Here is a 26801-nt window from a genome sequence, read left to right as displayed (position 1 = left end):
CCGGAGGGTGCTGTCGGGGCTCGTACTCATCGGCTCCTCTCCTGTGGTGGTGCGGTCATTGCGCTGCCTCCCCGGCGGCGGGTTGTGCAGTGGGCAGCCGCCATGTCAAGGCGGCCTGCCCGCGGCCGGCGCTCACCCGCTGTCCGCCATCGGGCTCAAGATCGAGCCGGTAGACCTCCGGCTTGCCGGCGGCCCGCCATCGGACGGTCGTCTCGTGGATCTCGGCCCAGATGTCCCGCGGTCCACTGGCCGTGACCACCCACGTGCCGGGGCCATCCGGGCGGGCGACCATCCAGGAACCGCAGCCGGGCGCGCCGATCACCAGGTCTTCGACGCCCCGGTGCCGCACCAGGCCCGGGTGCAGGGCATCCAGCGCGAGCCAGAAGCCGCGGGCCGCATCCGGCGGCGGCACCTCGGAAGACCGGAAGGTCCGCGCCTGCGCGCTACCGGCGGACCGCGCTGCGATGCGCTCGCGGAACGCCACGGACAGGAAGATCTGCTTCCGGCCGTGCCCTGCCCGGTGGGCGAACTCCACGGCCCGCAAATGCGAGGTGATCCGGCCGTCCGGGCTCCGGGAGATCACCGCCAGCGCGGGCCACGACGGCGACGCGGTCGTGATGTGTAGTAGCAGCCGCCCGCCTGGCGCGAGTTGATCCAGCAGCGTTCCCGGCACGCAGGGGAGGGCGAAGGAGACGAAGATCCGGTCGTACGGGGTGTGCTCCGGCCAGCCGTCCTCCCCGCTGCCGCTCACCACGGCGGGCCGGTACCCGAGCGCACCCAATCGAGCCTGCGCGGCTACCGCGAGGTTCCGGTCCCGGTCGAGGGTGACCACTCCGGCGTCCCCGCAGAGGTGACAGGCCACCGCCGCAGTCACCGCGGCGCCGGTGCCGACATCGAGCACCCGATGCCCGGGCCGCAGGTCCAGCTCCTCCAGCAACGAGGCGGTCAGGCTCATCACGGTCGACATGGACGTGATCGCCCCGCCCGACCGGGCACGGCCCGTCCGGCCCACGAGGGATTCCCCGTCATGCTGGATCGGCACGCTCTCGCCGCCATACAGCACCGCGAGCAGTTCCTCGCGATCACGTGCATCCGACCAGTCCAGCAGGTCCCAGCGCGGCGGGCGTTCATCGAGCGCGCTGCGCCTCACGTATGCCTGCGGCATCAGCACCTCGCGCGGTAGCGCGAGCAGAGCCTCGCGCACCGGGCCGGCGCCGAGGGCACCGGCTGCCTCCAGCCGGGCGACCATCGCCGTTCGCGCGGACGCCGCTTCACCTGCGGGGCCGGTCCTGGGCCGGCTGCCCCCTTCGGCCGGGCCCTGCCGGGGTTGCGCGCCGCCTTGCGTGCCGGTTCCGTCCGTTCCTCGGCTTGTCTCAGCGGTCATGACCAGCCCATCTCCGTGTAGAGGCGGCCTGCGCGGATGCCGTCGATGGCGGCCCGGGTGTAGGGGACGCTCGGCGCCGGGAGTTCGTCCGGGTGCCACCAGCCCCAGCCCGTGCACTTGTCGGGCTCCCGGACTTCCGGAGTTCCCGACCACTGGCGAGCCCGGAAGATCATTTGCATTAGTGGCCGGCCGCCGGGGGTGTCCACGAGGTGGACGACATGAGTGAGTTCGACGTCGCCGGGCTCGATCAGCAGCCCCGATTCTTCCCGTGCCTCGCGGACGAGGCAGGCGAGGGCCGACTCCTGCTCGCAGTGGCCTGCCAGGAAATGCCATGTCGATCCGGCGTAGGCGGAGTCGGGGTGACGCAGACCGAGCAGTACCTCGCCATCGGCGTTCTCCAGGTAGAGGTGGACGCCAACGCCATTGAGTACGGTGCTTCCGCCCGCGGTCGCCACACGAGCGGGACGCGGGCGCGGGGTGCGGTGAGCGGCGGGATGCGTCTCGGCGTGGCGGCGGACCAGATCGAGGGTGGACGGGGCCATCCGCAGGCGCGGCATGACGTCCGGCCGGAACCAGTGCAGCATGACGCCCTCGGTCAGCGGCAGCGACGCGGGGTCGCCGGTCCACCGGCCGGCGAAGATCTGAATCGGGACGACGGTGCCATCGCTGCTCCGGGCTTCCTCCACGGCGTAGGGGACGAGGCTGGGAATGTCGAGGCCAGCCTCCTCCCGCAGTTCGCGCCGGACCGTCTCCTCCAGGGACCGGTCGCCCGGTTCACGGCCGCCGCCGAGCAGGGACCACGACCCCGGCTCCCAGATCCCGGGAATCTCGTCCCGCAGGTGCAGCAGGTACGCCCCGGCCCCGTCGTGAATCAGCGCCGAGGCGTTTGCCCGCTCATGCTCCGGCAGCAGAGCGGAGTTGAGCTGTGAGGTCTCCTCGTTCACGGGTGCACCGTCCTGGAGTCGGAGGCTGCGGACGTGGTCTCGTAGCCGGCCGCCTGGAGGGTGAACATCTGGGCGTAGTCGCCCCCGAGGGCCATGAGTTCTTGATGGGGTCCCGCCTCGGTGATGCGCCCGCCGTCGAAAACGTAGATGCGGTCGCAGTCGACGACGCTGGCCAGCCGGTGGGAGATCAGCACGGTGATCTGGTCGTCGCGGAGCTTGCCGCGCAGCACGGCCTGATAGACGTCGTGTTCGGCGCGCGGGTCCATGCTCGCAGTCGGCTCATCCAGCAGCAGTACCGGCGCGTCCTTGTAGAGTCCGCGGGCCACGGCGATCTTCGCCCACTGTCCGGCCGACAGCTCTTGGCCATCGCGGAACCGCTTGGACAACAGCGCCTGCCAGGTGCCGGGCAGGTCGGCGATGACCTGTTCGGCACCGGAGGCCCTCGCGGCGTCCAGCGCCCGCTGGGGATCGGCCTCGGTGGTGCCGCGCGAGACCGTGAGGTTCGCCAGCGTGCTGAAGGGAAAACGGACCGGATCCTGCAGCACCGTGGCCACACGCCGCTGGAGGGATTCGGTGTCCAGGTCCGCGGCATCCACTCCGTCCCACAGGACCGACCCTTCCTGCGGATCGTAGAGACCGGCGATCAGCCGTGAACAAGTGCTCTTCCCGGAGCCGTTGAGGCCGACGAAGGCCACGGTCTCCCCGGCGTGCAGGGTCAGGGAGATGTCATCGAGAGCTGGCGAGTCCTTGCCGGGGTAGGTGTAGCTGACGTTCCGCAGCGTGATCGCTGTGACGGTTTCGGGTGCCGTCCGCTTTCCGCGGCGGGGCTGCAGGGTGCGGCATCGCTCCTGAAAAGCCAGGAGGTCGCTCACCCACATCGCGTGCTCGTAGACCAGGTGGGCGATATCGACAAACCGGGTCAGGGAGGTCTGACTGACCTGGATGGCGATCACCGCGCCCGCGCCGGCCGCCAGCGGAAGCCACCCGGCGATCAGCATGGCCCCCAGTGCGACGTACGTGACGCCGGCCCCGACGCCACCCAGGCCACGACCGGCCAGCGTGAGGAGGGCCGCGCTCACCCCCAGGCGGGTGTCCTCCTCGGCGATACGTGTCGTGAGGCGATGATGCTCGTCGAGCAGGGCCCGTTGGGCGGTGTCCGCACGCAGCTCGGCGGCCGAGTCGCGGTCCAGCAGGAGCCAGGAGAAGACCCGCACCCGTCGCTGCAGAGCATTCCACCGCCTGAAGCTGTGAAAGCGCGCCCGCGCGGTGCGCACGGCCGCCGCTCCCACGGGCAGGACGGACAGCGGAAGCAAGGGCAGCAGCAGGGGGTGCAGGACGGTCAGGACGCCGGCCGTGCCGATCAGCCCGAGGAAGGCGGAGGCCAAGGAGACGACCTGGCCGACGATCTGACGGGCGTAGAAGAGCCCGCGGTCATTGGCCCGGTAGACGTCGTCGTGCCAGTCGGAGTCGTCCACCACCTCCAGGCTTACATGGGCCGTCAGTTGGAGGAAGTCGCTCTCCAAGGCGGTGCGGATCTTCGGTGTCACGCGGGCCTGCGCGACGGCTACCCCGGCTTCGAGCAGAGCCCGGGCGGAGAGGAAGGCCACCACGAGCAGGATCTGCGGGACGGCGGAGCGGACCTTGTCCGGGGTCGGGCCCTGGGCGAACAGCTGGTGGAGGACGGCGACGGACGCTGCCAGTCCGAAGGCGGACATCGCCGCGGACACCAGCTGGAGCACCACCACGGCCACGGTCGCCGGCCGGTCGGCCCGCCATGCCAACTCTCCGATCTGGCGCACGATACGGGGGAGCCCGGCGAGGATCTGGCCGACCGTCGCCTTGGCGGCGGCGCCGTCGTAGATCGACCAGTACGCCTCTTTCATGTCGTCGGCGATGTCGTCGCTCGCGGGACCTGCGGGCATCGCCGCCGGCGGCAGCGCCAGGGGATCGCGGCGGGGTGCGGGCACCTTGCCCCGCGGGCCGGGGATGTCGGCTGAGGAGGTCGACTCGCTCATGCCCCCCACCTCGGATCCGGTCGTGATGAGCGCGAAGCGCCACGCTCGCAAGCGTCAACCCCATGCACCGCGGAGCCCTGGGGCAGGCAGACGAAGGCTGGGCGATGTTCGAACGCGGCGGGTCCATTCACGAATACGGCTACGGGATTCACGGTTCCTCCGGGAGGGATCGATGAGTACAGGTGCTCTAAGAACGGCCCGGATCCCGCCCCGTAACGGGTACTTGGGGAGCAGATGGTGAACGCATGTTCCAGTAGTTGGCGCAGGGCGCATGACAGTTGACCTGTGAGGGTCTGCGGGTACTCGAACAGCGTGGGTCGCCCTTTCGGGGTATTGCGCCGCCAGTGGGTGGCTTCGCGAAGGGCGGGGTTGTGGGCATGGCTGGGAGGGCACCGGCGGATGTCTGCCGCTGCCTTGGGGCGGAGCAGGTTCGGTCGGCTGAGGTCTCCAGGGTCCGGCTCCACGCGTCGAGCGCGTCCGGGGCGAATGCCGTCATTGAGGCGATCACCGCGGGTGCGGGGAGCAGACGTCGAAGCGCTCGAAGGCGCGGTTCACGGCGGGCCATCCCCGAAGGCACGGGGAGCAGGGCCCAAACGGCGGCCAGACGAGATACGAGCCGACCTGCACCAGGGGCCCCCGAACTCGCCTGCAGCATCATCTGCTTGAGGGGACTCCGCCCCTCATTCTGAAACGATCAGTTAGTCCGTGTCGCCGGAGACGGCGTTCATATCGAGGTCCCAGTCCAGCTGGCGGGCCAGCGTGTCATCACCGGGACGCTGAGGGGAGGGTGCCCGGCCGGTGCGTGGCGGGGTGCGGGTGCCGCGGGAGATCTCTCCGCTGGCGGTGATGTTGTGCTCCACGCGTGGGCGGCGGCATGCCTCGTAGAGAGAGAGCGCGCTGTCCAAATCGGGCGTGTCCCGCAGGGACTTGGCGAGGATGACGGCGTCCTCCAACGCCATCGAAGCCCCTTGCCCCGTCGCCGGTGAAGCCGCATGCGCCGCATCACCGATGATCAGCGTCCGCCCGGAGCGCCAGGGCGTTCCGAGTGGGATCTCGGTGGCGTTGGTGGCCATGATGCCGTCGGTGGAGGCCGCGACGATGCTCGCAGCGGGGGTGGCGTCCTTGCGCAGCAATTCGACGAGTTGCTCCCGCCAACGGGCGGGCGCGGGGTGAGCGAGTTCATCGGCGGGGAGGGCTTGACCGGCGACGCGGGCGAACCAGTACGTCTCCGCGTCCGGCGAGACCGCGTAGCCGAAGGCGGCGGTGCTGCCCCGCACCATGGTGATGTGCCCCGTGTCCTCCGCCACCGGGGTGCTGCGCGTGTAGCCGTAGAAGACGCTCTGCCCCGCGTAGACCGGCTCCGCGCCGGGGGCGATCGATCGCCGAATGGTCGAATTCAGGCCGTCTGCGGCGACGAGCAGATCACCGGTCGCGACACTGCCGTCGGCGAAACGCGCGGTCACGTTGTCCGCGCCGTTCTCGACGGACACCAGCCGCGCCCCGTGCGACAGCCCGATGCCCCGGCGGATGACCTCGGCCTGCAAGGCGGCGTTCAACTCGCCACGGCGCAGGCACCGGTACTGCAGGAACGCGTCATCGGCCTCCCCCAGTGGCACGTGGGCCGCCTCACCACCCTGGTCGTCGAGAACACGCATCGAGTGCAGCGGAAAACCGATCGCGGTGACCACATCCGAGGCGTCGAGCTGCGCCAGCGCGCGCATTCCGTTGCTCGCCAAGGTCAGAAACGCCCCGATGTCCTCGGCTGTGTCGGGATGCGCCTCGTGCACGGCGACGTCGAATCCTGCCTTGTGCAGGGCCAGCGCGGTCGCCGTACCCGCGATCCCGCCGCCGATGACCAGTATGCGTGTCACGTGCCACTCCGCTCTTCCGGAACAGCCCCCATCGGGCGTCCAGATCAATGATGTACCCGGTCGGGCCCGATAGTTCAGTGTTCAGGCGGCGATGCCTGGTTTCTCGCCTCCGGCCGGTACGGCCAATGATGCGATCGGCCGCCGACTTCGAGATCCCAAAGCGCGGGACGAATTGGCGCGGGCTCCGGTTGGTACGCCAGAAGGCCGCGACCAGCAGTACCCGGTCCTCCAGCGGCAGACTCCATGGCCGGCCACGGCGGGGTATGACCTCTTGCATGCGCCGCAGTTGGCGCATTGGCTTGGCGAACACGCAGGGGGCTCAGCCCGGTGAACGAGGCTGTTCAAGACGACTCCGACGCCGTGATCACACACCGGATACTGCAAGGCCATCTCAGGCGCGGCAGGCGGTTAACGGGACAGCCTTCGAACGGTGGCTGACGAGACACCGCTGCCCAGGGCCCGGGGGCCCGGCTTTGAGGACCGTCATGCTCACGGCCATCGCAGACGTGCTCAGGTCTATCGGCGGGGCCATCGCCACCGTCGTCACCCTCCCTTTCCGTGCCGTCGCCCGGCTGTTCGGCGGAGCTTCCGACAGCGCCCACGGTCACCACTGACACCCCTCGCCCTGCCCCAGGCCGCGCACTGGAACTTCTCGGTGGGCAGGAGCGCGGCGTTCCCAACTGCGTGACCAGCGCGGCCTGCCAGCGAAGAGACCGGGCTCGAGGGCCCGCTCGTTCGCTCCCGGACTGCGAACGGGACGTGATGTCATTCGACGCGGTGCGGGCTGTGGCGGGCGACGCTCAGGTCGACACGTGTGGGGAGGTTGTCCCAGCCGGCGGATCGGCGTGCCCGTTCGACGGCGTCATGCAGGCCCTCCAAGATCTGCTCCGGACTGGTGCCCGGTCCAAGGGTGAGGCCGATGCGGGCCTGTGGGTGCGTGTGTTTGCCGTAGAAGAGCGCGTGACTGTCCCGGACGCCCGGCAGCATGTTGAGGTCGGTGGTGAGCGCGTCGCTCAGCGCGTGGTTGCTGACCGTTACGGTCTCCTCGGAGGAGTCTGCGACGGTCAGTTGGCGGGGGTGGCGCCGACGTTGGGACAGCAGCCACGCCAGGGCGAGCAGCAGGAGCAGGGCCAGTGCCGCGATGGTGGCCGGCCACCACCAGCTCATGTCCGTCCACCGGTTCCGATCGGCTGACGGGACCAGGACGTTGTGCGAAGCGGTGAGGGGCCAGCTGGCCGGCGGCATGAGGTGGAGGCGCCGGTAGATTTCGGCACCGCCGGCGAGCACCAGGAGGCCGCCGCCCAGCAGCACGAGTCCGAGCAGGGCGAGCAGAGTTCGGTTGGTCTTGGCGTGTTCCCTCATCGTGTTCTCCAGGAAGTCGCTGCGTACCTGGTCCGGCGCTCGTTACTTCGTGCTCCGGCGTACGCGGACCCTCAGTCGAGGGAGGCGTGCCAGAGCGAGTTGGTCGCGTTCTTCGCGGCGGAGGGTGTCAGTGAGGTCGTCCTTGACGTCGGCGGTGTCACGAAAGCCCACGCCGGCACGGGCGGTGACGCGGCGGCGGCGCACCCGGACGTGCACCGTGCTGACCCCGGGGACACGCATGGCCGCGTCGCGCAGAAGGAGCGCGGCGCCTTTGCGTTCGAGTACGGCACGCATCTGTCCGTGGCCTTCGGCAGGTACACGCAACGGCAGTTGGTGCCGCAGGCCCGGGGTGAGGGCCAGGACCACGAGCCACAGGCCCAGGACCGCGACGACGGCGGCGCCGGTGAGGATCCATGGGTTGCCGAGCGGGCGGGTGGCGAGTTCGGCGGTCAAGGTTGTCCACCATGCGGTGTCGCGGTGCCCGGTGCGTATCCAGATCGTTTCGGAAAGCAGCGCCCCGGCTGCGAGCAGGATCAGCGAGGCGGCCAGGCAGGCGGGGATTCGACGGGCTGACCAAGGACGGCGGGAGCGGTCTTTCGACGGCACGCTGTGCTGCGCCGGTCCAGCGGGCCGGGCACGTGTGGTGGCCGACTGTGATCGCGGCAGATCGCCGTCATGGCCGGGCGGGGCGTGTGGAGTGGGGGAAGTCATGATCTTCCTGTCGTGGTGCGGGCGTCAGGTCATTCGGCCCGGCCGCGTCGCGGGCCTTCGCTGGAGACGAGCCGCTGGACGGAGACGGTGAGGTCGTCGATGCGCAGGCCGGTCAGGTGAGAGACCCGGTCGGTGATGTACTGCCGGATCTCACCGCAGGTGCGGGCGATATCGACCGGGTAGGGCAGGTCCACGGAGACCTTCAGGCGGGCCGAGCCTTCGTGCACGGCGGCCGTGGAGTGGGCAGGGCCCAGGCCGAGACGAGCGGGTGGCGGGCCGGCGTGCCGGATCAGGGCTTCGCGTGCCGCCCGGACCGCGATGCGGGCCACCACGGTCTCGGGGATCAGCGTCGCGCCGCGCCGGGCGGGCGGGGGAAGCGAGGGCGTACGTGTGCTCTCACCTTCCGGGCCGCTTCGGAGGGGAGGCGACGGGAGTTGGGTTGTCACCGGACTCGCCCGGCGTGCCCGGTGCGGGGCGGTCCGGGGCTGTATGTGCTGCGGGGGCGGTCGAAGGTCTCGCGGCGCCCGTCGCCCTCGCGGGTGTGTACGTAGTCGCTGACGTGTACGTCACTGCGCGCCAGGTGGCCGATGATCAGGCCCACCAGGCCCATGGCGGCGACTACGAGGAAAGCCCCGAAGCCGCCGAAGTAGCCCGCGAATCCCAGGGTCAGACCGGTCAGGAGCCCCACCACGGTGGTGTTCATTGTTCATTCACCCGTCTTACGTTGCTGCTCTTCCCGCGCGCCGTGCAGGCGCCGCCGGGAAGAGAGCGGGGAGGTCATTCCACCCGCTGCTCGCTGTCGTCGTCTTCGTCCCCCGGTATGTCGATGTCATTGACGGCGATGTTCACCTCGACGACCTCCAGGCCGGTCATCCGTTCCATCGCGGCGATGACGTTGGTGCGGACCTCTGCGGCGACCTCGGTGATGGGGTAGCCGTAGTCGACGACCACATCCAGATCCACCGCCGCCTGGCGCTCGCCCACCTCGACGCCGACACCGCGGGTGGCGCTGGGCTGCCCGCCGGGCATCCGCTCACGGACGCCGCCGATGGCGCGGGCCATGCCGGAGCCGAGATTGTGGATGCCCGGTACCTCGCGGGCTGCCATCCCGGCGATCTTCGCCGCGACGGTGTCCGCGATCGTGGTCCGGCCGCGGCTCTCCGGCGAGACGGTGCCTCGCTTCGGATCTTGCTGCGCAGTGGTCTCGTCGGTGGGCCTGCGTCCTTCCGAGGCAGGGTGGAATGTCGCGTTCGTCATGGCGTTCTCCTGGGCGAGTGGCGCGGGCGCCGGATCGCTGCCCGTCGCAAGATTGGACACGCATGGGGCTAAATCGTCACACTTTATTGTGACCTGGATCACGTAGGCTGGTCGGTGGCTGCCTGACGGCACCCGCCATCAGGGAGCCAGGGTGGGGGACGGCGGGCCTCGCGGTCCGCGAGACGCATCACGTAGGAAGCGACCAGTGGATGTGGAGCACGAGGGATTCTCGTCACCCCAGCGCGCGGAGCCGCCTCCGTCCACCGGGGCGGAGCGTCCCGGCGAGCCGGATCTCGAGGACGTGGACGACCGGATCCTGGTCGCCCGCGCCGGCGAAGGCGATGATGACGCCTTCGCTGTGCTCGTGCACCGCCACAGCGGGCGGCTGCTGGCCCTGGCGTATCACATGCTCGGCAACGTGCCCGATGCCGAGGAGGCTGTGCAGGACGCCTTCATCAGCGCATGGCGGCGCCTTCCCCAGTTCCGGGGGGACGCGGCGTTCCGTACGTGGATGTACCGCATCGTCACCAACCGATGCCTCAATGTCCGCCGTGCGCAGGCCCCTTCCGTCTCCCTCAACACTGTTGCTGAGCCCACGGCCCACGACGCCGGCGGCGAACCGGCCCGTGCTGTCGAAAGCACGGCAGCCACCGCCGCGTTGGCCCAAGCACTCGCAAACCTGCGGCCCGGACAGCGCGCCTGCTGGATCCTGCGGGAGCTGCACGGGCTGTCGTACGAAGAGATCGCGCAAGTGGTGGGGGAGAGCGAACAGACCGTACGCGGCAGGCTCTTTCGCGCACGACGCACGCTGATGAAGGAGATGGCCTCATGGCGCTAGAAGATCCCCGTGCCACCTCCCCGCCCAGAGAGGTGACCACACCGCACCGGGACACCGACCCGGCACGGCTCATCGGCGACGAACGGCTGCCCTGCGGACGGCTGGTCAGCCACGTCTGGGAGCAGGCCCGCGCCGGAAGCCAGCAGCCCGACGCTCACACGGCCGACTGCACGTACTGCCGGCAGGCAACCGAGGGACTGACAGCCCTGGACGCCACCACCCGCACCCTGCGGGCGGAGAGGCCCAGCGCTCGCACGGTCGCCGACCGGGTCGTGCGCGCCGTACGCGCAGAGGCACGCCTCGGCCGGATGCTGCCCCTGGACGACCCCGCACACGAACTGCGGATCGCGGAAACCACCGTGGCCAAGATCCTGCGCCGCGCCGCCGACCGCATCCCCGGAGTACGCGCCGCCAGCTGCCGCCTGACCCCTGACGACGCGGGCACCACCGTGACGATCACCATGACCCTCGCCGTCACCCTCGACCAACCCCTGCCCAGCCGAGCCGCCCAGGTGCGCCAGGCCGTCGCCGACGCCTCGGCCCACGAGATCGGCCTCGCCGTCAGCAGCATCGACCTGCGCATCGTGTCCGAACTGGAGCCCTTGACCTCCGCCGAGCCCACCCCACGGAACGGAACCGGACCATGACCACCGTCGACACGGCCGGCGTCGAGCAGACAGCGGCCCGCGCCGCGCTGGCAGTCCCCGGCGTGCAGGAACTACAACCCAGCCTGCGCCACTCCCTGGCCGACGCCGCAACCTACATCCGGCGGACCTTCGGCTCGCTCACGCCGTCCTCCGAAGCCGGCATCCACGCCGGCCACACACCCGAAACCGACGCCTGGCACCTCGAAGTCCGCTGCGCACTCAACGACCACCGCCGCGCCCTCGACACCGCACGCGACGTCCGCGAAAGCGTCCAAGCAGCTGTCAGCTCACACTTGAATTCCCGCGGCAGAACAGGAAGCGTCACCATCGTCGTCATCGTGACCCGCATCTGCGGAGGTCGAGCACCGCTCCGCCTGCGCCGACCTGTAAATCGAAGATCCTCACCTGAGTGAAGTACCGACGTCGGGGGCTGCCCGGCCAGGAGGCGGCCGACGGTCAGGTTTCGTCCGGCCGGTCATGTGGCTGATGCCTGGCTCGTTCTCCGGACCAAGGGCCGGGGACTGGACGGACGCCGAGTGGGTGCGGTTGCGGCCGCCCCGCTCGTGACCACCGGCCGCTGAGACCACCGGTCGGACTGTGGCAATCGGGGTTCTGGGACGTTTCCCGCCGTCGGGAACTCCGGACGCGTTCGATCCGACTAGTGGGTTGTGGAGCGGAGCGAGGATTGGTCAGGGCCCCCGGAGGGGCGGCAGGTGAGCGGTGCGGGCGGTCTCGATGTGCGGCTTCGGGGTGTGGTGTGCCGGCATGGCCGTCTGGAGGCGGTGAGCGGGGTCGATCTGGAGGTGTGCACGGGTGAGCGGATCGCTCTGACGGGAACGAACGGTTCGGGCAAGACGACACTGTTGCGGGCGGTGCTCGGGCTGCACCGGCAGGTCGACGGGGAGATCGTGGTCGGTGGGCGGGGCTGCCGTAGCGCTGCGGAGTGGGCCTGGCGGCGGCGGGCGTGCGGGTGGATTCCGCAGCGGCCGGCGGCCGGACGCTTCCCGTTGCTGGCCAAGGAGTTGCTGGCGAGCAGCGGTGACCTGGCGGTGGCGGAGCGTGCGGCAGAACGGCTGGGGGTGGGCAATCTGGCGGGCCGGCCGGTGAGCAGTCTTTCGGGTGGCCAGTTGCAGCGTATGCACCTGGCGCGGGCGGTGGGGTGCGTGGCGGCCGGGGCTGGTGTGCTGCTCGCGGACGAGCCGACCGCGGCGCTGGACTTCGCGGGGCAGGAGGAGGCCGCGGACCTGCTTACCTCACTGCCGGTGACGCTGCTCGTCGTGACGCATGACCGGGCGATGGCAGCGCGGTGCGACCGGACGCTGGAGATGGCTGCCGGCCGGCTGCGGGAGGTGTCGTGAGCGCGCTCGGGCAGGTTGGTGACCTGCTGCAGCTGGTTCCGGTGCAGCGGGCGGGGGGCGGGCTGCTGCTTGCCGCCTTCGGGCTGCCGGTGGTCGGTGTGGTGATCGTCGGCCTGGACATCATGCCGGTGCGCTTCGCGATGATGCATGTGGCGCTGCTGGGCATCGCGGTGGGGCAGTTGGTGGGTCTGGATCCGGTGTTGTGTGCGCTGGTGGCGTGTGCGCTTGCGGGTGCGGGGGTGGCGCCGCTGGCCCGTACCGCCGACGGACTGTCGGGGGCGATGGGGCTGCTGATGAGCCTGGCGATCGCTGCCGCGTTGCTGATGCTGGCGCTGTCCGGGGTGAATGCCAGTGGGGCGTTCGCGCTGTTGTGGGGGTCGATTCTGGCGGTCCGGCCGGCCGACCTCGTCGTGCTGGGTGTGCTGGCGGTGGCCGTACCGGGGCTGTTCATCTGGCGGCGCCGCGATCTGGCGCTGCTGCTGCACGACCGGGAGCTGGCGATGTGCTCCGGGGTGGCGGTGCAGCGGCTGACGGTGGTGCTGCTGGTCCTGGTGGCGGTCGCGGTGGCCGGTGCCATTCGCCTGACGGGTGCGCTGCTGGTGGACGCGCTGACTCTGCTGCCGGCCCTGGCCGCCCGTCGCCTCGGCCGGTCGCTGGTGTCCATCACGCTCTGGGCGATCGGCATCGGCGTCGTCGTGAACGTCGCCGGCTTTCTGATCTCGCTGGCCTGGGACCTGCCGCCCGGCCCGGTCCTCGTCCTCGCCGCGGGGGCGATCGCCCTTGCCGCGCATCTCATACCCGAACGGAGAACCTCATCATGGCGCACGTCCGCGTCCTCTTCCGCCCCGTCGCCGCAGTCACTGCACTGAGCGCGGGGCTGGTCCTGCTGACCGGCTGCGGTGGCGGTTCCGACAACGGTGGTACGGACAAGTCCTCTGGCAAGGCGGGGGCGTCGTCGTCCGGACCCGTAGTGGTCGCCACCTCCACATGGGAGGCGGCGCTCGCGAAGGCTGCCGGGGCGAAGAACGTCAAGTACATCGTCCCCGCGTCGATCCGCCACGCACCCGACTACGACCTCAAGCCGTCCGACCTGACGGCAGTCGCCGGGGCCGACTACGTGCTGTACGCCTCCTTCGAGCCCTGGGCCGGGAAGATCAAGGACTCGGCGGGCTCCCAGGCCAAGCTGGTGGAGGTCAACCTGGACAACACGCCTGCCGCGGCCAAGGCCGAGGTGACGAAGCTGGGCAAGAAGTTCGGGACGGAGCAGGCCGCGGCCAAGTGGAACACCAAGTTCGGTGCGCAGTGGGACTCGCTCGCCAAGCAGGTCAAGGCCACGTGGCCGGGCGGTAGGTCCCCGGCGGTGGCGTCGCAGATGTTCACGACGTGGGCGGCCAAGCTGGCGGGGGCGAAGGTGGTTGGTACGTACGGGCCCGAGGCGGTCACGCCGGCCCAGCTGTCGGCGCTTTCGGCGAAGAAGCCGAAGTTCGTGCTGGACAACGAGAACATGTCGACCGGGACCGTACTGCCGGGCTCGGGGGCCAAGCAGCTGAACATCGTGAACTACCCGGGCCCTGACCTCGACCTGCTGGCGGTCTACCGCAAGGCGGCCGGCCTGATGGAGAAGGCGTTCTCCGGTTCCTGACCGGTCGCTCGCACGGTGAGGGAGGGGACGCTGTGTGCGGCCCCTCCCCTCGTGGCATCAGCCCGCGTGTGCGGCGTCGGCGGGGAATTCGGCGGCCGCTCTCACGCGGAGTGCGGCGCGGTCGGGCTTGCCCGCCGGGGTGAGGGGCAGTTCGTCGGTCACCAGCAGCAGACGCTCCGGGTGTTTGCGGCGTTCCAGGCCGCGCGCGTCCAGATGGGCGCACAGGCTCTCAAGGTCGGGCTTCCGCCCGGGCCTTGGTACGACGCAGGCTGCGAGACGTTCGCCCATGAGCGGGTCGGGGACGCCGACACACATCACGTCGCGTATGTCCGGATGGGCGGAGAGCTGGCCTTCGACCTCGGCGGGGCTGATGTTCGCGCCACCCCGGATGACGATGTCCTTGAGGCGGCCGACGACGCGCAGCGTGCCGTCGGCTTCGAGCGCGCCGAGGTCCCCGGTACGGACCCAGCCGTCGGCGGTGCGGTAGCGCATGTTCAGCTCGGGAGCGCCGACGTAGCAGAGAGGGGTCATCGGGCCGCGGGCGATGATCTCTCCGGGCTCGCCTGAGGCGCTTCCGGGCAGTTGGGCGATGCGGATCTCACAGACACCGGGGTCGGGCCGGCCCACCTTGATCCCCGGGGCGTTGTCCGGGCCGTTGCAGGGGCTGTTGTCGTGGGTGTTCCGGTCGGGCAGGCCGCCGTGGCAGTTGATGCCGTCGGCGGAGCCGTAGAGGTTCACCACCGCACAGCCGAACACTCGACGTGCTTCGTCGCGGGTGGCCGGGTCGAGCGCGGAGCCGCCGAGCACCAGGGCGGCCAGCCCCGTCGGCATATCGCCAGTGTCGGGCTGACGGTCGAGCATCATGCGCACCATGGTGGGCACGCCCAGTACGTGGGTGGGGCGGTGCGCGCGGATCGCGTCCATGGCGGCGTCGGGCGTGAAGCGGTCGAGCAGGACGAGAGACCCGCCGTGCCGGGCGAGGGTGACGGCGGTTCCGGCGCTTCCGAAAGCCGAAGCCAGCGGCACCAGGAACAGGCAGCGGGGCCGTATGCCGTCGCGGACCAGCGGCGCGAGCGAGTTCCCACGGCCGCCGGCGAGCGCGTTGTGCGAGTACGCCACCATCTTGGGCTCGGCCTCGGAGCCGGACGAGACCAGGATCCGAGCCGCTGTATCGGGGTCGGGGCGGACGGGAGCGAACGCGGTCGCATCGCTGCGCAGGAGCTCGGCCAGCGAGAGACAGCCGTCGGGAAGCGGGCCGGGACCGGCTGCGATCACTGCACCCAGGGCCGGGAGTTCGCCGGGCTGTCCGGACAGTTCGGCCAGCTCCCGCGCGTGCTCGACGCCTCGGTGCTCGGTGGCGGCGATGACCGCGCGGGCTCCGGATCGGCCGAGCAACGACAGAGCCTCCCGCCCGCCACGTCCCACCGGGAAGGGCAGGACGACGGCACCGAGCGCGGCCACGGCAAGATCGGCTGCCACCGCCTCCCTGCTGTTGGGGAGTTGGACGCCCACGACCTCACCGGGACGGACGCCTGTTTCGGCGAGCCCGGTGGCCAGACATCGCGCCTGGTGGTCCAGTTCGGCGTAACTGACCTCGCCGCGTGCGTCGATCACGGCGGTGGCGTGGGGGTCGGCGATCCGTCGTGCCCGGAACAGCGCGTACAGGTCGAGGTCGGGGCAGTGGCCTGCGGCGGCCCAGGACCGCCGCAGGATTGCGGGGACCAGATCGTGGAACCGGGAGGGGAGCTGAGCTGTCATGCGAACCTCCAGGGCGAGGGGACGACGAGGGAACCGTGGGAATCGCGGGTGAAAGCTGCGCGCAGGCGAGGGTCCGCCGGCAGCGCGGCGAGGTCGGTGGTGACGGCGGTGGCGGACCGGCCCTGCTCGTGCAGGGCGGCGACCGCCTGGTCCGTGGTCAGAGCTGCCAGGGGCGCCGACTCGAGACCTGCCACGGGGGAGGAGTCGTCGGCCGGTGCGATCCATCCGTCGGCGGTCGGCACCGGGCGGCGGAATCCGGCCGGGCGGCGCGGGTCCTGGCCTGTCGCGGCCCGTCGCAGGGCAGGTGCGGTGAGTGTCTCGGCGGCGCCGAGCAGCGAGGACTCCACGTGTACACCGCAGCCGGTGCGCTCCCGCAGCAGCAGGCCGGCCAGTACGGCTTCGGCGCCGACGAGTCCGCCGAGTACGTCGATCAAGGTCATCAGGGAGGGGGCAGGCGGTTCGTCGGCGGCGCGGGCCGCTTCGCCGACGCCGGTGCGGGCCTGCACCATGAAGTCGGTGCCCATCGGAGCGTCGGGCAGCCGCCCCGCCCAGCCGCTGGTGTACGCGTACACCAGGCCCGGGTTGACGGATGCGAGACGGCCGGTACCCAGACCGAACTGTTCCGCCTTGCCCGGGGCCCAGTTGTGCAGAAAAACGTCCGCGCCGGCCGCCAGCTCGCGCAACTCGGCCTGCCCGACGGGCGACTTGATATCGATCTCCACGGCTCGCTTACCCCTGTTGAGGGCGAGCCAGCGGGCGGAGACGCCCGACGCGCAGGGGGGCATGCCGCGCAGCGGGTCCCCGCCCGGCGGTTCGATCCGTACGACGTCCGCGCCGAGCAGGCCGAGCAGATGGGCGGCGAGTGGTGCCTGGATACGGCGGCCCGCTTCCAGGACGGTCAGGCCGGAGAGGGGGAGGGCGCCGGTGGGAGGTGAGCCGGCGGCGGGTGTGGTCCCGGCTCCGGCGTACGGCGTCAGGGTCCACGGCGCGGCGAAAGTCGCTTCCGTCACCCGTGCAGCCAGCGTATGGAGTGCGCACACTTCGGCACCGGATGTGGCGGCAGCCTGCTGGATCCGGGGCCAGGAGGCGGCGCGCGCCGTTCCGTGCAGTGCCTCGGGCAGGGGCGCGCAGGCGGTGGCGTAACGGAACTGGAAGGCGGGCCAGCCGGTGCGTATCGCCTCCTCGGGCGCGCCGAGTGCGCGCCAGAACCGGGCCCAGGGGGCGGGCTCCAATGCCTCCAGCTCGAAGCGGGTGCCGCATGCGGCGGTGAACGGCGGGCCGCCGGGAGCCGTGGGCACGGCCTCCGACTCCCGCGCGTTCGCCGCCGCGAGGTACTGGGAGATCGTCAGCAGCGCGGCCCGGTCGGCCCCGGTGGTGATGTCCACGGCGCCGCCTGTGCCACGTGCCCGGCCGAGCAGCCCGGCGAGCAGGCCCTGCACGGTGAGGACCGACGCACAGGTGGCGGCGTAGTCGACCGCGAGGCCACGCGGTGCGCCGTCGCGCCTGCCGTGCACATGCATCATTCCGGTGGCCGCCTGGACGGTTGCCTCGTCGGCGGCGTCCACGGCCGGCAGCACATCGGCCCAGGCCGCGTGCGCGGTGAACTCGCCCGGCCCGGGGCCGGTTGCGGTGAAACGGGCGGGGCCTGGCTGCCCGGCCGGCGGCTCCTGTGCCGTCGCGCCGAGTGCCCGCAGGTGGGCGAGCGCCGGTGCGGTGAGTGCGGCGGGGCCCGAGACCTGTACCTCCACCTCCTCCAGCGGCCTGTTCGTACCGATGACGGTGGGGTGGCCCACGGCATCCACGGCATTCCTCTCCGGCGGCGCCAGTGCGCCGCGTGTCTCGTACGGACGTGGACGTACGGGAACCAGACGACGTCCAGGGCCGACCAACTCCACGGCCAGTAAGTCGGACCGTCCGTTCACCGAGTTCCCGGTGGATGCGGAGGAAAGCCGTGAACTCTATGAATCCCGTGCAGAGCGCTCCTACTGAGAACCCGGTCTTCGGCCCCACCTCCTTCGGGTCGCCGGACTGTCCGCCCGACGTCGCCGAGCTGCGCAGGCGGGTAGCGGGGTTCGTGCGGGAGCGGGTGATGCCCGCCGAACCGGTGCTCGACGCGGGCGGACCGGCCGCACGCGACGAACTGGGCAGGCTCCGGAGCCAAGCGAAGGACGCCGGGCTGTGGGCGCTGCCGCTGCCCGTCGAATGCGGGGGACAGGGACTGCCGTTGGCTCGCTACGCGCATCTCGCCGAGGCCGAGGGGGCCAGCGACCACGGCCCCGCGGCCCTCGGCTCGGCGTCGCTACTGGACGTTTTGATGCTCAGCCGTCACGCGCCCGAGCCAGTCCGGGCACGCTGTCTGCTGCGTATCGCGGCGGGGGAGTTGCGCACCTGCTACGCGATGACCGAGCCGGACACCCCCGGTACCGACCCTGCACTGACGGCCACCCGTGCCGAAGCCGGGCCCGACGGGGCATGGACCCTGCACGGCCGCAAGTGGTTCATCACGGGTGCGGGTGACGCCGATCTGGTGACCGTGATGGCCCGGACCGGGGACGACCTGTCCCTGTTCCTGGTGCCCACGTCCAGGCCCGGGTTCCGAGTGGTGCGTGAACTGCCGGTGCTCGGAGTGGGTGGCCAGTGGGAGGTCGAGCTGGAGGGTGTCACCGTGCCCGCGGGCCACCTGGTCGGCGAGCGCGGGCAGGCGCTGCGGATCGCCGGGGAGCGGCTGCGGCTCGGCCGCATCCTGCGATGTCTGCGCTGGCTCGGACAGGCCGAGCGGGCCTTTGACCTGATGTGTGTCCGAGCCCGCTCGCGGAGCCAGTCATCCGGCCCGCTGGCCGACCGCCAGCTTGTACAGCAGCTGGTCTTCGACGCGTTGCTGGCGATCCGCACGACCAGGCCGCTGGTATACGAGGCGGTGGCCCGCCTGGAAGCGGGCGAGGATGCCCGGCTGGAGACCGGGCTCGCCAAGGTCGCGGCGGCCCGGATGCTGCAACAGGTCGCCGACGCCGCGATCCAGGTGCACGGCGCGGCCGGGCTCGGGCCGGATACCGCGCTGCCAGGGCTGTTCCGTATGGGCCGCGCGGCCCGGCTGCTGGACGGCCCGGACGAGCTGCACATTGCCGCGGTGGCCCGTCGTGTCCTGCGCGATGGCGACGTCTCATCATGAATTCCATCGGCCACGCCGCGAACTCAGCCGCTCACGCAGCGATCCCCGCTCCGGTCACATCGTGAACGGCTCCGTCAGCCCGGTGAGTATTGCCAGCCCCCACGCGAGGAAGAAGTCTCCCCAGATCAGCTCATGGCGTGTGGCGAGGCCGCGTCCGGCGTCGTAGCAGCCGTCCAGCAACGCGCCCGAGTGTGACAGGTGCGCCTCGGTCAACTGGCGCAGGATCAGGTGTCCTCGGCTCGTCAGGCGGTCGCCTTCCGGCCCGTCGCCCGCTGCCCGCGCGAGCGCGGCCAGCTTCAGCGCGGCCACCGCCTCGATCGCGGCGGCAGACGTGTCCACCGGGCCGAGCGGACACCCGTCCTGACCCGGAGCAATGAGCCGCGCACCGGGCGCGAGGCGCAGCGCGGCAAGCCGGCCTGTCGCCTCCCGCAGCCGGTCGTCGTCCCCGAGCCAGTGGAGCCCATCGGCGACCCCCAGCAGTAGCCACGCCGCCGTACGGCTCCAGCCGGGCGCGGGCTCGGAGCAGGCCGTCCAAGCGCCGTGCGGCCGGGCCTGCCACGCAGGGCGCGGCGGGTCCTCGGCAAGGCACAGTTCCAGATGCCGGGTGAGATGCCCATACGCGGCGGCCCGACCATCGCCCGTCGCGCGGGCCAGCAGCGGCACGAGCCCCGGCACCCCATCCGCTCGGGCCAGCAACCGTGGCCCGCCGAAGGCATCGCCCCACGGCACCAGCCCCAATTCGCCGTCGTACGCGGCCAGGCAGGCCCGCACCGCCTCTTCTCTCAGCCCGTCCGCCGCCTCGTCGCCACCCGGACCGGCGGCCAGAGTGGTGCCGTACCAGAGCACCAACCCGCGGGTGGCGGTGTCCTGCCCGACCCAATACCGCAACCGCTGGGTGCAGTCGGACGCCGCCGCCCGGTGCTCCGGGTCGCCGGAGGAGAGGGCACGCAACCACAACAGCCCGGCCCAGAAGCCCCCGGTCCAGGAGCCGCGTGAGGTGGACTTCCACGAGCCGCTGTCCCGGTCCGCGTACAGCGGGAAGCGCGAACCGATCTCGTCCGCTGTGACTGAGACCCGCTCCAGCAGGGACGCGAGAGCCTGGTCGGCCCAACCCACCGCTGACGACGCATTCATCCCGTCTCCCCTTGGCGACGCGATCGCAGCGGCACGGCAACCATCGCCGCCACCGCGAACTCGACCGCCACCAGCAGCCATCCCGGCCCATAGCCGGCGGCCGAGACCAGCGCACCGAACAACGGCGGGCCGACCGCGAACCCGGCGAAGAAGCCCGCCGACACCAGCGCCGAATCCTGCCCGGCACGCCCAGACGCTGCCCGTTGCAGCACCAGGACCATGGACACCGCGTTCGCCGACACCGCGAACGACCCGACGGCGATCGCGGCCACCCACACCAGCGGATGCGCCAGGACCGCGCCGGCGAGAAGCAGCGCCGCGCCCACCGCCCCGGCCGCCAGCAAGGCGGGCAGCGCCTCGGCTCGTCCCGGCCGCCCTGCCACACGCGACCACGCCATGCGCCCGACTATGCCGGCAACACCCAAGACCGCCACCAATGCGGCAGCAGTGGTCGGCGAAAGACCCAGACGCTGCGAACCGAACAACGCCAGGTAGGTGTTGACCGAAGCGATACCGCAGCCGAGCAGCAGGGAGAAGACCGCCAACTGCCTCGTCAAGCCGCGCACGGGCAGTGGAGGGCGCCTGCTCGGAGCCGCTGCGACCGCGTCGGGCGGCAGCACGAGGGCTGCCCACATCGCGGCCAACGCGGCCGTGCCCGCTGCCGTCCACACCGCACCACGCCAGCCCACCCCCGCGGCCAGCAGCGACAGCGGCAGTCCCGCTACGAAGGCACCGAACTGGACCCCGGACTGCTTGAGCCCGGTGACTCCACCCCGCCGCTCAGCCGGAACGGCCGCCAGGATCAGCTTGTTGGTCGCCGGGTTGGCCAGGGCCTGCGGCAGACCGCCGAGCGCCACCGCCAGCAGCAGCACCGCTGCCCCCGGAGCGGCCCCGATCAGCGCCAGCGCGACGGAGGCGAGCAGCAACAGCGCCACCAAGCAGCGCCGTGGACCCACCCGGTCCACCAAGCGCCCCGCCGCCGGCGACAGCAAGGCCGCCGCGCCAAAACCCGCCGTCGTGGTCAGGCCCAGCACCGTACGGGAGATCCCCAACTCACCGACCAGCCGCGGCCCGAGCGCGCCGATCAGGAAGAGCTGCATCATCGAGAAGGCCATCGCGGACGTCAGCAGCACAGTCACCGCCGGGCCCGCATCCGGCGACCGGGCCATATCGCCGTCGGGCCCAGCGGCTCCCGATTCCGTCCCACGCTTCACCCGCACCGCAGCCCTCCCGAAAACACCGGTCGGGCCCCTTATGAGGCCCAGCCCAGTCAGTCGTACGGGCCGGGCCACCAGTTCCCGGTCACCGGTTCCCTGACGGTTTCGTGCGTCAAGGACGATGATGAAGATCAGCGCGCGGGCGGATGCGGCCGGAGTGACCTGGCGGATCTATCAGGTGCGTCGCCAGACGGACACGGTGGGATCCGGGACCCGCGTGGTCGATGACCCGGCTGCGGGATTGCTGAAGCACTGCACAGCAGAGGAGACCCCCCGAGCGGAGGTGCAACGTCCACCCTCCATCTCAGGTTCTCCGCCCCTCAGTTGACCGCCCACAAGGTGGTTTAGCAGATCTGGACAACAACTGAGCCCGAGGCGCCATGCCCCCTCCCGAACGGATGAACCGGCTGGCACGATGGCCAACATGACTGCCGGGTCGGTTTCACGAGCTGTACGCGCCGCAATCTTCGCGGTGGTGTGCGTGACGACCGCAGCCCTGGGACATGCGTTGTTGTCCGCGCAGCCGTTGCCTCCGTGGGCTCTCGTTGCCGCCCTCGGGGCAACGGGCTCGGCGGCTTGGTGGTCGGCAGGGCGGGAACGCGGCGGGTTCGTCGTGACCGGTTCTTCCGTCGTTGCCCAACTGGCTCTGCACTCCCTGTTCGGCCTGGCGCAGTCGTGCCAGGCCGGCCTCGGCCTGGAGACCGCAGCCCCGGGCTCGTCATCGACGCCAAGGGGCGACATGGCGGGGATGAACCATCTGGCGGGCATGGCTGGCATGCTCGCAACCTCCACCGCACACATAGGCGATATTGGTGCCACGCGCGGCGACATGAGCCAGTTGCAGATGATGCACTCCGGCCACGGCACCTTCGGCATGTTCCTTGCCCACGCGCTGGCCGCGCTGGTGTGCGGGTTGTGGCTGTGGCGCGGGGAGGCGGCCGCCTTCCGGCTCGCTCGCAGTGTGGCCGCGGTGTGGTTCGCGCCCCTGAGGCTGGTCCTGGCGACGCTGGGCTGCACCGGCTTGAAGCCGACCGCTCGTTCGGTGGCCGGTTGCAGTCACGTCCGGTGCCTGCGCGGGGTGTTCCTGCATCACGTCCTCTCCCGCAGGGGCCCGCCGAGTCCTTCCTCCTGCTGCTGACCGCCCGTCCCGGGAACTTTCCCCGGCACGTCCGGGATTCTGCAATGCCGTCATGGACGCCACTGCTGTCAATGACGCGATGTTGTCGAAGTCGTCCGGGATCCCCACTGTCCCTTTCTGCAAGGCGCATTGAAGCGGTGGCGGGCGGAGTACCGGCGTATCCGCGCGGCTGCCACCCTCGTCCCTCCGTGAGCGCCGCCGGACTACACGCCGGCCCCTTGACCCTGCGGCTCTTCGGCCTGCCCGTACCCTCCGCCGACCGTCGCCCCTAGACGTCGTCACCGGCCTTCGCACGGGTTCCCGGAATGCCGCTCACCGACGAGGCCGTGCCATGCCTTGGTACGGCCCGCACCATCCGAAGGACATGTGGCGATGATTCCTGCCCTTTTTGATCCGACCGGTGGCAAGCGGACCGCCGCGGACGACGAGCAGTTGACCGCCCTGGCGCTGGCCGCCCGGAACGGTGACCCCGCTGCCGTCGAACACTTCATACGCGCCTCCCACCGCCATGTATGGCGATTCGTGGCGCACCTGAGCGGCGAAACGAACAGCGCCGACGACCTCGCCCAGGAGACGTTCCTGCGCGCCCTCACCAGCCTGCCGAGATTCGCCGGCCGCTCCTGCGCCCGTACCTGGCTTCTGTCGATCGCCCGCCGTGTGGTGATCGACCGCTACCGGTCCGCCGCTGCCCGCCCGCGCATCGCCGACGTCGACGACTGGCAGGCGGTCGCGGAACACCGCCAGCCCAGCGGACTGCCGGGCTTCGACGACGGCCTGGCACTGAGTGAGCTGCTCGAAGCACTGGATGTCGAACGGCGCGAGGCGTTCGTGCTCACACAGTTGGTCGGGATGCCGTACGCGGATGCTGCCGCGGTCGTGGGCTGTCCCATCGGCACGGTCCGCTCTCGGGTGGCCCGCGCCCGCGCCGACCTCACCGGCTGGCTGAGGTCAGCCGAGATGTGCGCACGAGTACCTGAGGTGGTTGCGGCGTGACCGACTCCCGCAGCTGGGAAGAATCCGGCGCCAAGGCCGCCGTCGGTAACACAACGACCATCGCCGACGGCGGCTGTCAGGGCACCGGACTGGTCATTCCGCGCCGTCGCCGCAAGGGCGAAGAACTCCTGGACTGGAAGGAGGAACACAACCGGCCCCACAAGCAGGTCCGCGCCCGCGTCATGCACGTCTTCGCCCGGATGAAGACCTGGAAGATTCGTCGTGACTGCCGCCTGAAAGGCGACGGCGTTCACACCGCCATGCTCGGCATCGCCCGACTGCACAACCTCGCCCGCACGGGGTAGCTGCCGCCCCATACGAGACCGGAGAGGCCCAAGGGAGGCGGCCCCCGACCCCGGCTCAGAGAATGCTCAGTCGATACAGAACTCGTTGCCCTCGATGTCCAGCATCGGAATGCACGCATCATGACCGTCATACAGCGTTTGCACGTGTACCGCACCGAGAGGGACCAGCCGTGCGCACTCGGTCTCAAGCGCGGCGAGACGCTCCTTACCCACGAGACCGGTGCCGACCCGCACATCAAGGTGGACCCGGTTCTTGACGGCCTTCCCCTCGGGAACGCGCTGGAAGTACAGTCGCGGGCCCACGCCTGAGGGATCTATGCAGGCGAACCATGAATCCCGCTGCTCTGGTGGCTGCGCACGCTTGAAATCGTCCCAAGTGGCAAACCCCTCCGGAGGAGGCGGTACGACGTACCCCAACACCTCGCACCAGAAACGAGCGAGACGCTCAGGTTCTGCGCAGTCAAAGGTGACTTGGAACTTCTTGATCGCTGACATCGGCGCACCGTAGCAGGCGGACTGGGTTGGGGGCGCTGCGGTGTCGGGTGGGGCGGGTCGCTGCGCTGTGCTCGTTGTCGGGTGCGCCGGGCCGGGTGGGCCGGTGCGGGTGTGTGGGCGTGGCGGGGCCGCGAGGTCCTGCTGCGCTTTCCGGGTCCTCCATGCGCGCCTCGGCGGCTGCCGTGGATCCGCTGTACGATCCGCGGCCTCCCGTGTGGATACTGATCACCATGCGCATTGACTTTGATCCCGCTGTCATGTCCCGCAACGAGTTCTACAAGCTGCTGACCGCCACCGTGGTGCCGCGGCCGATCGCCTGGGTGTCCACCGTCTCGGCCGACGGCACGCACAACCTGGCCCCTGCGAAGTTCTGAGGAAAGTGGTATCGGTCCGGGGGACGTTAGCCCAGGTCAGAGAGCTAATGCAATGGCTGGCGTCGGAGTTGAAGCGCTGGCACCGGTCTCGACTTGGCTGCGGGCTCTTCTTGTCTTTGTCTCGCGCCGAAACCGGCCCGCCCCCCTTCTGCGGTCAGCTCCCGGTGGAGAAGCACGGGTTCACAGAGCTTTGGCCGGCCAGTCGAGCAGTCGGGCGCCGATCACTGCGGTCTGGAGCATGTAGCGGTGGTCCGGGTCGGCGGGGTTGGCGCCGGTCAGCTGATGGATACGTTCCAGGCGGTAGGTCAGCGCGCGCACGCTCAGCGAGAGACGCCGGGCGGCTTCGGCTGCGATGCAACCGGAGTTGAAGTAGGCGGTGAGGGTGTCCAGCAGCGGCTGGGGCCCGCCGCGGGCGGTGGTGAGGGGGCCGAGTGCGCTGTGGACCAGGTCGGCCATGGCCTGCCGGTCACGGGTGAGGACGGGGTAGACGAGGAGGTCGGCGGCGCGCAGTACGGGGTCGTCGAGTTCCATGCGGTCGGCGAGGTCGAGGGTGTTGAGTGCTTCCTCGTACGACTGGACCACGCCGCCGGGGCCCGGCTGGGGGCGGCCGATGGCGACCCGGCCGCCGTCCGTGGCCGCGTACGCCTGCTTGGCGAAGTGGAGGAGGATCTCGTCCTGGTCGCCGGGCGCGACGCACAGCATGCGGCCGCCTTTGGTGGTCAGCAGGATGCTGCGGTCGCCGAACCGGGCGATGAGGGACCGCTCGACCCGTCGCAGCACCGCGTCACCCTCGTCGTACGTGGCCGGTCCTTGTGCCACAGCGACCGCGTGCGCGTGGGAGAGGCGAAGACCGAAACGTCCGGCGCGTTCGGCAAGGCTGCCCAGGTCGCTGCGGCCGTAGAGGAGATCGTCGATGAACTCCCGGCGCGCGGTTTCCTCCTGGCGTACCGCCAGATGCTGGGCTCGCTCATAGCCCTCGGCGAAGGCGTCGATGGCCTGCTGTACGGCACTGAGCACACCGTCGGTCGAGGTGGGGGAGTGGGGCCAGGCGGCGCGGGTGGCTGCCAGATGTCCGCTGACGAGGTTGCGCAGGCGGAGGCCGGACTCGGCGGCCTGCTCGCCGAGGGCGCGGCGGGAGGTGATCTCGTCGCGCGTCAGCCGGCGGCCGGTTGCCGCGACGTCGACGAGGATCTGTGCGTAGCCCGCCAGATAGTCCTCGGGTATCTCGTACTCCGCCACGGTTCCCCCGGTTTCTTGATGCGCCGGTGACGCTTTCTTAGCGACAACCTGGCATGGAGACCCTAATGAAGATTGCCGGGAACCGGCAATGCGGGAGTGATGGGTGCGGGGGCAGGATGGTCGTGGGGGAGCAACAGGGGACGGTCCCGATGCCGGATACCGGCAGGCACAGCGTGCCGCGGGACCGTCTCCCCTCGCTGCCGCAGAGAACGGGGCACAGACCGAAAGAGACGATCGGGGAGGGTGGGCATGGGGACGGTTCTCGCCGCGGCTGCAGGCTTTCCCACCCTCGTGTTCACCACCGCCCTCGTCGTGGTCGTGGTCTTCTGGCTGCTGGTCGCCGTCGGCGTGACGGACTCCGGCAGCTTCGACGCGGATGCGGACTTCGATGCCTGGGGCATGGGGGGAGTGCCGGTCACGGTGGCCTTCTCCGCGATGACGGTGCTCGCCTGGATCGTGAGCCTCACCGGAACCGTGCTGCTGGATCCGGTCGCCCCGCCGGGCGTGGGCCGGGCGCTGAGCCGCCTGGCTGTACTGGTTGCGGCGCTGCTCCTCGCATGGCGCGGGACCCGGGTGCTCGTACGGTCGCTGCATCGCTTCTTCCCTGGCGAACCCGGGCCGTCCCGGGCCGGGTTCACCGGTCCGGCCCGCACCATCCGAACGGGGTGGGTGGACAGACAGTCCGGCCGGCCGAGGCGGTTGTCCGGGACGGCTCCACCACGGCGATCCAGGTCCGCGGGCCGGGCGCCGAACCCCTGACGTACGGCAGTACCTGGCTGCGGTATGCCTAAGACGACACCGGCGAGTACTTCTGGGTCGCGCCCCATGTCGCGGCCCTCGACCCGGGCGGCCACGCTAGGGCGTGTCGTTTGGATCATGGCGGGCTCGCGGGGTCTGGCACGCACGCTCGCCGCGTTGTCGTCACTCGCCGACGCTCCGCGTCGACTCCC

26 protein-coding genes and 3 pseudogenes are annotated in these 26801 nt (G+C 70.7%); 13 read left to right on the top strand and 16 right to left on the bottom strand.

Translation table 11 applies throughout. The features are described from left to right. Window positions 1-55 precede the first annotated feature (55 nt). The 5 genes and pseudogenes from ACWGI6_RS04910 to ACWGI6_RS04890 form a co-directional block, all read right to left on the bottom strand. Entirely contained in the window at window positions 56-1384 is a 1329-nt protein-coding gene (locus ACWGI6_RS04910; protein ID WP_453266160.1) for a protein-L-isoaspartate O-methyltransferase, read from the bottom strand. Next, window positions 1381-2328: an NUDIX domain-containing protein gene (locus tag ACWGI6_RS04905; RefSeq protein WP_453266159.1), complete on the bottom strand. Its 948-nt coding sequence runs from the start codon at window positions 2326-2328 to the stop codon at window positions 1381-1383. Before ACWGI6_RS04905 ends, ACWGI6_RS04910 begins: the two co-directional genes overlap by 4 nt. After that, complete coding sequence (locus ACWGI6_RS04900; RefSeq protein ID WP_453266158.1) at window positions 2325-4343, bottom strand: ABC transporter ATP-binding protein; 2019 nt, start codon at window positions 4341-4343, stop codon at window positions 2325-2327. Before ACWGI6_RS04900 ends, ACWGI6_RS04905 begins: the two co-directional genes overlap by 4 nt. A gap of 698 nt (window positions 4344-5041) precedes the next feature. Beyond that, entirely contained in the window at window positions 5042-6214 is a 1173-nt protein-coding gene (locus ACWGI6_RS04895) for an FAD-dependent oxidoreductase (protein WP_453266157.1), read from the bottom strand. A gap of 112 nt (window positions 6215-6326) precedes the next feature. After that, window positions 6327-6537, bottom strand: a pseudogene (locus tag ACWGI6_RS04890) (transposase family protein); the annotation flags it as partial. 162 nt (window positions 6538-6699) lie between these two features. On the opposite strand from ACWGI6_RS04890, the gene ACWGI6_RS04885 reads away from it, so the two are divergent. Next, complete coding sequence (locus tag ACWGI6_RS04885; protein WP_268240241.1) at window positions 6700-6828, top strand: LPFR motif small protein; 129 nt, start codon at window positions 6700-6702, stop codon at window positions 6826-6828. A 151-nt stretch (window positions 6829-6979) separates the two neighbouring features. Here the strand turns inward: ACWGI6_RS04885 and amaP are convergent, their stop codons facing one another. From amaP to ACWGI6_RS04860, 5 genes are all read right to left on the bottom strand, one after another. Then, complete coding sequence (gene amaP, locus ACWGI6_RS04880; protein WP_453266156.1) at window positions 6980-7576, bottom strand: alkaline shock response membrane anchor protein AmaP; 597 nt, start codon at window positions 7574-7576, stop codon at window positions 6980-6982. Window positions 7577-7618: 42 nt separating this feature from the next. Next, entirely contained in the window at window positions 7619-8029 is a 411-nt protein-coding gene (locus tag ACWGI6_RS04875) for a DUF6286 domain-containing protein (RefSeq protein WP_453266155.1), read from the bottom strand. 287 nt (window positions 8030-8316) lie between these two features. Next, the gene (locus tag ACWGI6_RS04870) at window positions 8317-8619 is read right to left on the bottom strand and encodes an Asp23/Gls24 family envelope stress response protein (protein ID WP_453266154.1); all 303 of its coding nucleotides are present in this window, start codon (window positions 8617-8619) and stop codon (window positions 8317-8319) included. 110 nt (window positions 8620-8729) lie between these two features. Next, window positions 8730-8990: a hypothetical protein gene (locus ACWGI6_RS04865; protein ID WP_453266153.1), complete on the bottom strand. Its 261-nt coding sequence runs from the start codon at window positions 8988-8990 to the stop codon at window positions 8730-8732. A gap of 74 nt (window positions 8991-9064) precedes the next feature. After that, on the bottom strand, window positions 9065-9544 hold the full coding sequence (locus ACWGI6_RS04860; protein ID WP_453266152.1) for an Asp23/Gls24 family envelope stress response protein: 480 nt from the start codon (window positions 9542-9544) through the stop codon (window positions 9065-9067). 301 nt (window positions 9545-9845) lie between these two features. Here ACWGI6_RS04860 and ACWGI6_RS04855 point away from each other — a divergent pair, with 301 nt between their 5' ends. The 6 genes from ACWGI6_RS04855 to ACWGI6_RS04830 all read left to right on the top strand — a co-directional run bounded on the left by ACWGI6_RS04855 (window position 9846) and on the right by ACWGI6_RS04830 (window position 14029). Beyond that, a complete protein-coding gene (locus ACWGI6_RS04855) occupies window positions 9846-10382 on the top strand; it encodes an RNA polymerase sigma factor (RefSeq protein ID WP_453266151.1) in 537 nt (178 codons plus the stop codon). Beyond that, on the top strand, window positions 10373-11029 hold the full coding sequence (locus ACWGI6_RS04850) for a hypothetical protein (protein ID WP_453266150.1): 657 nt from the start codon (window positions 10373-10375) through the stop codon (window positions 11027-11029). The genes ACWGI6_RS04855 and ACWGI6_RS04850 overlap by 10 nt, the downstream gene beginning before the upstream one ends. Next, window positions 11026-11442, top strand: coding sequence for a hypothetical protein (locus tag ACWGI6_RS04845; protein WP_453266149.1), 417 nt, complete (start codon window positions 11026-11028; stop codon window positions 11440-11442). Before ACWGI6_RS04850 ends, ACWGI6_RS04845 begins: the two co-directional genes overlap by 4 nt. 300 nt (window positions 11443-11742) lie before the next feature. Beyond that, on the top strand, window positions 11743-12387 hold the full coding sequence (locus ACWGI6_RS04840) for an ABC transporter ATP-binding protein (protein ID WP_453266148.1): 645 nt from the start codon (window positions 11743-11745) through the stop codon (window positions 12385-12387). Then, a complete protein-coding gene (locus ACWGI6_RS04835) occupies window positions 12384-13256 on the top strand; it encodes a metal ABC transporter permease (protein WP_453266147.1) in 873 nt (290 codons plus the stop codon). The genes ACWGI6_RS04840 and ACWGI6_RS04835 overlap by 4 nt, the downstream gene beginning before the upstream one ends. Beyond that, window positions 13205-14029 carry an ABC transporter substrate-binding protein gene (locus ACWGI6_RS04830; protein ID WP_453266146.1) on the top strand — a complete coding sequence of 275 codons (825 nt, stop codon included), beginning with the start codon at window positions 13205-13207 and terminating at the stop codon, window positions 14027-14029. The genes ACWGI6_RS04835 and ACWGI6_RS04830 overlap by 52 nt, the downstream gene beginning before the upstream one ends. Window positions 14030-14086: 57 nt before the next feature. On the opposite strand, the gene ACWGI6_RS04825 is transcribed toward ACWGI6_RS04830, so the two are convergent. Continuing rightward, entirely contained in the window at window positions 14087-15787 is a 1701-nt protein-coding gene (locus ACWGI6_RS04825; RefSeq protein ID WP_453266145.1) for a class I adenylate-forming enzyme family protein, read from the bottom strand. Then, window positions 15784-17580, bottom strand: coding sequence for a CoA transferase (locus tag ACWGI6_RS04820; RefSeq protein WP_453266308.1), 1797 nt, complete (start codon window positions 17578-17580; stop codon window positions 15784-15786). The genes ACWGI6_RS04825 and ACWGI6_RS04820 overlap by 4 nt, the downstream gene beginning before the upstream one ends. Window positions 17581-17747: 167 nt before the next feature. On the opposite strand from ACWGI6_RS04820, the gene ACWGI6_RS04815 reads away from it, so the two are divergent. Continuing rightward, window positions 17748-18956, top strand: a complete 1209-nt coding sequence (locus ACWGI6_RS04815) for an acyl-CoA dehydrogenase family protein (protein WP_453266307.1) — start codon at window positions 17748-17750, stop codon at window positions 18954-18956. A gap of 54 nt (window positions 18957-19010) precedes the next feature. Here the strand turns inward: ACWGI6_RS04815 and ACWGI6_RS04810 are convergent, their stop codons facing one another. Beyond that, on the bottom strand, window positions 19011-20090 hold the full coding sequence (locus ACWGI6_RS04810; RefSeq protein WP_453266144.1) for a sugar ABC transporter permease: 1080 nt from the start codon (window positions 20088-20090) through the stop codon (window positions 19011-19013). Continuing rightward, window positions 20087-21259, bottom strand: coding sequence for an MFS transporter (locus tag ACWGI6_RS04805; RefSeq protein ID WP_453266306.1), 1173 nt, complete (start codon window positions 21257-21259; stop codon window positions 20087-20089). Before ACWGI6_RS04805 ends, ACWGI6_RS04810 begins: the two co-directional genes overlap by 4 nt. A 463-nt stretch (window positions 21260-21722) precedes the next feature. On the opposite strand from ACWGI6_RS04805, the gene ACWGI6_RS04800 reads away from it, so the two are divergent. The 3 genes and pseudogenes from ACWGI6_RS04800 to ACWGI6_RS04790 form a co-directional block, all read left to right on the top strand. Further along, window positions 21723-22445: a hypothetical protein gene (locus ACWGI6_RS04800; RefSeq protein WP_453266143.1), complete on the top strand. Its 723-nt coding sequence runs from the start codon at window positions 21723-21725 to the stop codon at window positions 22443-22445. 372 nt (window positions 22446-22817) lie between these two features. Beyond that, the gene (locus tag ACWGI6_RS04795) at window positions 22818-23438 is read left to right on the top strand and encodes a sigma-70 family RNA polymerase sigma factor (protein WP_453266142.1); all 621 of its coding nucleotides are present in this window, start codon (window positions 22818-22820) and stop codon (window positions 23436-23438) included. A 2-nt stretch (window positions 23439-23440) separates the two neighbouring features. Further along, window positions 23441-23743: pseudogene (locus ACWGI6_RS04790) on the top strand (transposase family protein); the annotation flags it as partial. 66 nt (window positions 23744-23809) lie between these two features. Here ACWGI6_RS04790 and ACWGI6_RS04785 read toward each other — a convergent pair. Next, window positions 23810-24238: a VOC family protein gene (locus tag ACWGI6_RS04785; protein ID WP_453266141.1), complete on the bottom strand. Its 429-nt coding sequence runs from the start codon at window positions 24236-24238 to the stop codon at window positions 23810-23812. Between the two features lie 230 nt (window positions 24239-24468). Between ACWGI6_RS04785 and ACWGI6_RS04780 the strand changes: the two are divergent. After that, window positions 24469-24609: pseudogene (locus ACWGI6_RS04780) on the top strand (flavin reductase family protein); the annotation flags it as partial. A gap of 183 nt (window positions 24610-24792) precedes the next feature. On the opposite strand, the gene ACWGI6_RS04775 reads toward ACWGI6_RS04780, so the two are convergent. Next, window positions 24793-25851 carry a PucR family transcriptional regulator gene (locus ACWGI6_RS04775; protein ID WP_453266140.1) on the bottom strand — a complete coding sequence of 353 codons (1059 nt, stop codon included), beginning with the start codon at window positions 25849-25851 and terminating at the stop codon, window positions 24793-24795. Between the two features lie 249 nt (window positions 25852-26100). Here ACWGI6_RS04775 and ACWGI6_RS04770 point away from each other — a divergent pair, with 249 nt between their 5' ends. Then, on the top strand, window positions 26101-26610 hold the full coding sequence (locus tag ACWGI6_RS04770; protein WP_453266139.1) for a hypothetical protein: 510 nt from the start codon (window positions 26101-26103) through the stop codon (window positions 26608-26610). The last annotated feature ends 191 nt before the right edge of the window (window positions 26611-26801 follow it).

It is taken from the genome of Streptomyces sp. NPDC054786 (assembly GCF_053611685.1).
This window is presented reverse-complemented; position numbering and strand designations above follow the sequence as displayed.